The sequence below is a fragment of the Streptomyces sp. P5F9 genome (assembly GCF_057961495.1).
This window is the reverse complement of record NZ_JBXVPZ010000089.1, coordinates 20,969-27,159: the sequence shown is the minus strand read 5'-3', so window position 1 is coordinate 27,159 and position 6,191 is coordinate 20,969. Positions and strand designations below refer to the sequence as shown.

Annotated in this window: 5 protein-coding genes; 2 read left to right on the top strand and 3 right to left on the bottom strand. The window is 69.6% G+C overall.

Features of this window, described 5'->3' with window-relative positions:
• The coding region (locus tag AC31A1_RS17150) for an amidase (RefSeq protein ID WP_489654149.1) at positions 1–1,109 on the bottom strand (1,109 nt) is incomplete at its 3' end.
• 281 nt (positions 1,110–1,390) lie between these two features.
• Here AC31A1_RS17150 and AC31A1_RS17145 point away from each other — a divergent pair.
• Together AC31A1_RS17145 and AC31A1_RS17140 are read left to right on the top strand one after the other, a co-directional pair.
• A complete protein-coding gene (locus tag AC31A1_RS17145; protein ID WP_489654148.1) occupies positions 1,391–3,244 on the top strand; it encodes a glycoside hydrolase family 20 protein in 1,854 nt (617 codons plus the stop codon).
• 22 nt (positions 3,245–3,266) lie between these two features.
• Positions 3,267–4,814, top strand: a complete 1,548-nt coding sequence (locus AC31A1_RS17140) for an alpha-L-fucosidase (RefSeq protein WP_489654147.1) — start codon at positions 3,267–3,269, stop codon at positions 4,812–4,814.
• Positions 4,815–4,835: 21 nt separating this feature from the next.
• Here AC31A1_RS17140 and AC31A1_RS17135 read toward each other — a convergent pair whose 3' ends face one another.
• Positions 4,836–5,741 (bottom strand): helix-turn-helix domain-containing protein, encoded by a 906-nt coding sequence (locus AC31A1_RS17135; protein ID WP_489654146.1) that lies wholly within the window; start codon positions 5,739–5,741, stop codon positions 4,836–4,838.
• A gap of 160 nt (positions 5,742–5,901) precedes the next feature.
• A complete protein-coding gene (locus AC31A1_RS17130; protein ID WP_489654145.1) occupies positions 5,902–6,153 on the bottom strand; it encodes a DUF397 domain-containing protein in 252 nt (83 codons plus the stop codon).
• Positions 6,154–6,191 lie beyond the last annotated feature (38 nt).

Here is a 6,191-nt window from a genome sequence, read left to right as displayed (position 1 = left end):
CACGGCCCGGCCTTGGGAGAGCGGCGGGCCAGCGCCGCGGTCAGCAGGATGTCGTACTCGGCGAAGAACGGCGCCAGACGCTCCCGGAGCTGCTCCTGGCCCTTGCCGGTGCGCACGCTCTTGACGAACCGCCGCCCGATCGCCGCGTGCACCCGGGTCCGCCGCGTCAGCTTCCGCGGATCGAGCCCCGCCGCGTCCACCGAGGTACCGGCCGTCCAGTACGCGAGCGACGTGGTGCTCAGCGACAGCGGATACGGCGGATCGGCGCGGCGCACGGTGTGACCGGCCCTGTTCAGCAGTCCGGCCGCCTCCCGTACGGCGGTCGTATACGGCTTGCCGACGGCGACTCCGACGAGGGGGCTGCGTACGGAGGCGGCGACTTTCCGACGGGTGGGCTCGTCGGGGCGTGCGACCTCGATGTCCGCGATGACCGAAAACATCAGCCGGGCGTCCTCGACGGTCGTCGCCAGGGGTCCGTTCTCGGACATTCCGAACCAGTCGCCGTCGCCGATACCGGCCGGGACCACCCCGAACCCCGGCTTGATGGTGACCAGGCCGCAGTTGGCCGCGGGGATGCGCAGCGAGCCCATGCCGTCGTTGCCGAGGGCGATCGGCACCATGCCGGCGGCTACGGCGGCCGCGCTGCCGCCGGAGGAACCACCCGCCGTGCGGGTCGTGTCCCAGGGGTTGCGGCTGGTCCCGTGGACGCCCTCGGTGGTGCCGAAGACGCACAGTTCGGGCACGTTGGTGAGCCCTACGACCACCGCACCCGCCGCCCGCAGCCGGGCCACGGTGATGTGGTCATGGTCGGCGGGGGTGTCCGGGGTCGCGGCGGAGCCGACCCGGTTGGACTCGCCGGTCACCGGGAGGTTGTCCTTCACGGCCACCGGCACGCCCGCGAGCGGGAGTTCGGCCAGATCGGCCCGGGCGCCCACCTCGTCGGCCTCCGCGAGCGCCGCCTCCGCCCGCACCACCCGGAACGCGCCGATCCGCCCGTCGAGCCGCTCGATCCGGGCGAGATGCTCGGCCACCACTTCGCGGGGCGTGACCCGCTTCTCGCGTACGGCGGCGGCGATCTCGACGGCGGTACGGCCGACCCAGCTGGTCACGGGCGCGCTCCTTCTCACTACTCGCGAGTATGTAGGGAGAACTGTGCCTCGGCCGGGGCGGTGAGTCGAGGGGCGGCGATTCCTGGACAGCCGGGCACCTCCGGCCTTGGACATTCGGGCCCGTCTTCTTGGACTTTTCGCGGGGCGCGACCGGGCTGGGGTCGACTGACCTGCTGGTCATCCGATCAATGGCCCGACTTGACCCCTCCCGGTGCCCATTGACAGCCCCTGAGGGCAGTTCAATCATCAGCCGTCCGATCAATCGCGACCGGTGGAGTGGCATGGCTGAGCGCAGGAAGAGACGGTTCCGGTTCATCGGCTTCGCGGCGGTGTTCGCACTGCTCGCGGCACCCGCGCCCGCGGTCGCGGTCCAGCAGGAACGGGCCGTGCCGGTGACCGTGCCCGCACTGTCCAACTGGACGCCTCAACCCGGAAGTTACGACTTCGGGCCCGGAACCCGACTCGTGGCCGACAGCAGGAGCGAGCGCGAGGTCGCCGACACCCTCGCCGACGACCTCAAGGAAGCCGGTCACGGAACAGTGCCCGTAGTGCGGGGCGGTGCCGCCCGGCCCGGCGACATCGTGATCGAAGTCCGGCCGACCAAGGGCTCGTTGGGCGCGGAGGGCTATGAACTCCAGGCGGGCAAACGCCTGTCGGTGACCGGCGCGACCGAGACCGGCGCCTTCTACGGCACCCGGACCCTCCTCCAACTGCTCGCGCAGGGCGACCACATCCCCGCCGGACGCACGGTCGACGTACCGCGCTACAAGGAACGCGGAGTCGGAGTCTGCGCCTGCTACATCCACATCTCCCTGCCCTGGCTGGAGAACCTGGTGCGCGAGATGGCGTACCACAAGCTCAACCAACTGCTCCTGGAACTCAAGGTGAAGAGCGCCGCGCATCCCGAGGCGAACACCTGGGGCTACTACACCCGGGACGAGATGCGCAGCCTCGTCGCCCTCGGCGACAAGTACCACGTCGAGATCATCCCCGAGATCAACTCCCCCGGCCACATGGACCCGTGGATAGAGAACCGTCCCGATCTCCAACTCACCGACAGCGACGGCAACAAGCAGCCCGCCCGGCTCGACGTCACGCAACAGGCGGCCTTCGACTACTACACGAGCCTGATGGACGAGTACGCGCAGGTCTTCACCGCGACGTCCTGGCACATGGGTGCCGACGAGTACATGCTCGGCTCCGACTACTCCAAGTACCCGCAGATGCTGCGCTACGCCCGGGAGAAGTACGGCGCGAACGCCACTCCGCAGGACGCCTACATCGACTTCATCAACCGCGTCCAGGCCTACGCCGCGAGCAAGGGCAAGAAGGTGCGCATCTGGAACGACGGGCTCACCGGAGCCAACACCGTGCCGGTGACGGCGGGCACGACGGTCGAGCACTGGCTGAACGTCACGGAGAAACCGAGTCAACTCATTGCCCAGGGCTACCCGTTGATGAACGCGGCCTACTCCCTCTACCTCGTCCGCGGTGGCTTCCACAGCGACACCGAGGCGCTGTACGACCAGAGCTGGGACCCGCGCAGCTTCGAGGGCGAGAAGCTCACCTCCAGCGACGGCATCACCGGCGCGAAGATCAGCCTCTGGCCCGACAACGGCCGCGGCGAGACCGAGAACGAGGTCGCCGCCGACACCGAGCCCGCGCTACGGCACCTCGCCCAGGCGACCTGGGGCGATCCGCATCCCGATGCCACGTACGCCGAATTCACCGCGCGGGGCACGGCAGTTGGGCATGCGCCCGGGTGGCGGGACCTGGTCCGCGTACCGGTGGCAGACGGGACGTACACCTTCCGGACAGCGGGCGCCGGCATGGCCGCCGCGGTGCAGCGCACGCCCGACGGCTATGCGACGGTGCGGACCGCCGACGGCTGCCTGGAGGTGCAGGGCGGCAAGCTCACCCTCAACGTGCCGCTCCAGCCCGGGATTTCGGCGACCCCGCAGCCCTGCGACGCCGCGAACACCATGCAGCGCTGGGAGTTGGCGCCGGCGGCGGGCGGCTACCGGCTCGTGAACGCGATCACGCAGATGGCGCTGAGTGTCGCGGACGACGGTCGGCTCGTGCAGTACCCGCCGGACCAACACCAGCCCTCCACCTGGCACTTGACCGCCCACTGAGCAACCAGAGGAGTCCCACCCCATGGCCCTCTCCAGACGTCTCTTCGTCCTCTCGGCCACCGCGTTCGCCGCGACCGGCACCACCACGGCATCCGCCCTCGCGGTACCTCCGCCCCCGTCCGACTCCCGCTCCCGCATCGCCGTCAACGCCGACGACACCGAGGACGAGCTGGTCCGCAAGGCCTCCCGAGTCCGGCCCACCGCACGGCAGGTGGCCTGGCAGAAGCTGGAGCGGACGGCGTTCCTGCACTTCGGTGTGAACACCTTCACCGGCCTGGAGTGGGGGACCGGCGACGAGGACCCGAACGTGTTCCAGCCGGCCGGCCTCGACACCGACCAGTGGGCCCGCGCCCTGCGCGACGGCGGTTTCAAGCTCGCCATCCTCACCGTCAAACACCACGACGGCTTCGTCCTCTATCCCTCCCGCTACACCAACCACACGGTCGCGTACAGCAGTTGGCGTGCGGGCCAGGGCGACGTACTGCGCTCCTTCGCCGACTCCATGCGGCGGTACGGCCTCAAGGCCGGCGTCTACCTCTCACCCGCCGACGAGAACCAGTACCTCCACGGCGTCTACGCCAACGGCAGTGCACGCGCCACGCGCACGATCCCGACCCTCGTCGACGGCGACGACCGCTCCCCGGACGCCTTCTACACGCTGGACGCCACCGACTACGGCGCCCACATGCTCAACACCCTCTACGAAGTGCTGACCGAGTACGGCCCGATCGACGAGGTCTGGTTCGACGGCGCCCAGGGCCGCATCCCGCCGGGCCACGTCGAGGACTACGACTGGGACAGCTGGTACACCCTGGTCAGGTCGCTGGCCCCGGACGCGGCGATCGCGGTGACCGGCCCGGACGTGCGGTGGGTCGGCAACGAGGGCGGTATCGCGCGGGAGGACGAGTGGAGCGTCCTCCCGGTCAAGGAGGAGCAATACGGGCGCACGGACTGGGCGTTGTCGTACGACACCGCCGACGAGGGGAGTCGTAGCGCGCTCGTCTCGGCGCAGCCGAACACCGACTATCTGCAGTGGTGGCCCGCCGAGTGCGATGTGTCGATCCACGACGGCTGGTTCTACCACCCGGACCAAGTTCCCAAGACCGTCGACGAGTTGATCGACATCTACTTCGGCTCGGTCGGCCGCAACTCGGTCCTGCTGCTCAACGTGCCACCGGACACGGACGGCGTGCTGGCGGCCCCGGACGTCGCACGCCTGCGGGAGTTCCGCGAGCGCGTGGACCGGGAGCTGCCCGAGGACCTGGCGCGCGGGGCCCGGACGGCCGTCTCGCCGGGCCGGGTCACCGTCGATCTCGGTGCCGAACTGGCCGTAGACCGCTTCCGGTTGGCGGAGGACATCCGGCGTTACGGTCAACAGGTCGAGGCCTTCGTGATCGAGGCGTACGTCGACGGGGCCTGGGCGGAGGTGACCCGCGCCGGCACGATCGGTGCGAGCCGCATCCTGCTGCTGGCCGCGCCGGTGAGCGCCCGGCGGTGGCGGGTCCGCGTGACGGCAGCCCGGGACACCGTACGGATCGCGGAGTTCGGGCTGTACCGGTCACGGGTCTGAGCGTTCACGGACCGCCCGGTCTCACATCTCCTGGAGGAGCTTCTCCAGGAAGGTCACCGACTCGGGGGCCGGTGAGGCCACCATGCTCAGCCGGTCCATGACCGCGAGGTAGCGGTCGACCTCTTCGGGCTTGTCCAAGTAGAGGGCGCTGGTGAGCTGTTCGAGGTAGACGATGTCCGGCAGGTCCGGCACCGGGAAGCGCAGCACGGTGATCGGACCGCCGGCGGCGGCGTGGCCGCCCACGTGGAACGGCAGCACCTGGAGCGTGACGTTCGGCAGGGCGGCCGTCTCGATGAGGTGCCGCAGCTGCTCGCGCATCACGTCCGCTCCGCCGAGCGGTCGGCGCAGCGCGGCCTCGTCCACCACGACCCACAGCCTCGGAGCACCGGGCCTGGTGAGCAACTCCTGCCGGGTCATGCGGAGTTCGACGCGGCGCCGGATCGCGTCCGGGGTGTCGACGGGACGGCCGAGCCGGATGACGGCCTCGGCGTACGCGGCGGTCTGCAACAGGCCCGGGATGAACTGCACTTCGTAGGTGCGGATGAGTGAAGTGGCCTCTTCGAGCCCCAAGTGCTGCTCGAACCAGGTCGGGAAGGCGTCGCCGTACGCGCGCCACCAGCCGGGTTCGTTGGCACGGCGGACCGAGTCGAGGAACTCCTGTCGTGTGTCCGGCTCGTGGAGGCCGTAGAGGGTCAACAGGTCGGCCACGTCGCGTTCCTTGAAGCCGACGCGGCCCAGCTCCATGCGGCAGAGCTTGGCATCCGAGGCGCGTATCGCCGAAGCGGCCGTGTCCCGGGTGATGTTGAGGGACTCGCGCAAGCGGCGCAGGCGCGTGCCCAGCATCATGCGCTGGACCGTCGGACCGCCGCGCTGAAGGCTCAGCACGTCCGAACCCGAGGGAGCGTATTCCGGTTGAGCTGCAGTCATGTTCATCCCCTCGGCGGTCGCGCCGATACCGTCCGCAAGTTTTCGGGACTCAAAAGAGGATCGTAGCACCGAGGTTCCGGATAACTGCAGGGAGTGAAGGAGCCGGAAGGTGCCGGCCTGTGTCCGGCGCCTTCCGGCCGATCCGCGGGTCTGCCTGACCTCAGCGGCCGGGGAGTAGGCCGTCGAAGTCGCCGTCCTTCACACCGCGGACGAACGCGGAGATCTCGGCGCTGGTGTAGACGAGCGCCGGACCTTCGGGATGGCGCGAGTTGCGTACGGCGACCTGACCGTCGGAGAGCGCGGCCAACTCAACGCAGTTGCCCTCGGGGTTGCTGTGGTGGCTCTTACGCCACTGCGCGCCGCTCAGCAGGGTCGCCGACATGCCGTTCGCGTGCTCTATGTGAGGCCTCATCGCTCCCCCGGAAGATCGAATGCAATTGCAGCTTCAAT